A 486-nucleotide genomic window follows, 5' to 3' on the forward strand; every position below is an offset into this window, starting at 1 on the left:
ACGACTACAAGTTCGCCTGGTGGGTCATCTACGCCACCATCCCGATCGTGATCGTGGGCCTGGCCGCGAAGCCCCTCATCGAGGGCCCGCTCGCATCCCTGTGGGTGGTCGCCGGCTCCCTCGTCGCCGGGTCCGCTGTGATGTGGGTGGCCGACCAGATGGGCCGCCACAAACGCGGCGAGGACGACACGGGCTTCAAGGACGCCATGCTGGTGGGCTGTTCGCAGATTCTCGCGCTGCTCTTCCCCGGCTTCTCCCGCTCCGGCGCCACCATGTCCACCGCGCTCATCCTCGACCTGGACCGCGTGGCCGCCACCCGCCTCTCCTTCTTCCTCGGCATTCCGGCGCTGACCGGCGCGGGCCTGTACGAGCTGAAGGACGCCGTCGGCGCCGGGGTCGGCACCGCCCCCCTCGTGGTGGGCACCGCCGTCTCGTTCGTGGTCGCCTATGCCTCGATCGCCTGGCTGCTGAAGTTCGTCGCCAAGC

At 69.5% G+C, this 486-nt stretch carries 1 protein-coding gene; it reads left to right on the forward strand.

The genetic code is table 11. The features are described from left to right. Positions 1-486 (forward strand): undecaprenyl-diphosphate phosphatase (locus KN815_RS02770; RefSeq protein ID WP_216339807.1); only part of this gene is annotated, 486 nt, incomplete at both ends.

Origin of the sequence: Streptomyces niphimycinicus (genome assembly GCF_018883605.1) — a bacterium.
GTDB lineage: Bacteria > Actinomycetota > Actinomycetes > Streptomycetales > Streptomycetaceae > Streptomyces > Streptomyces niphimycinicus.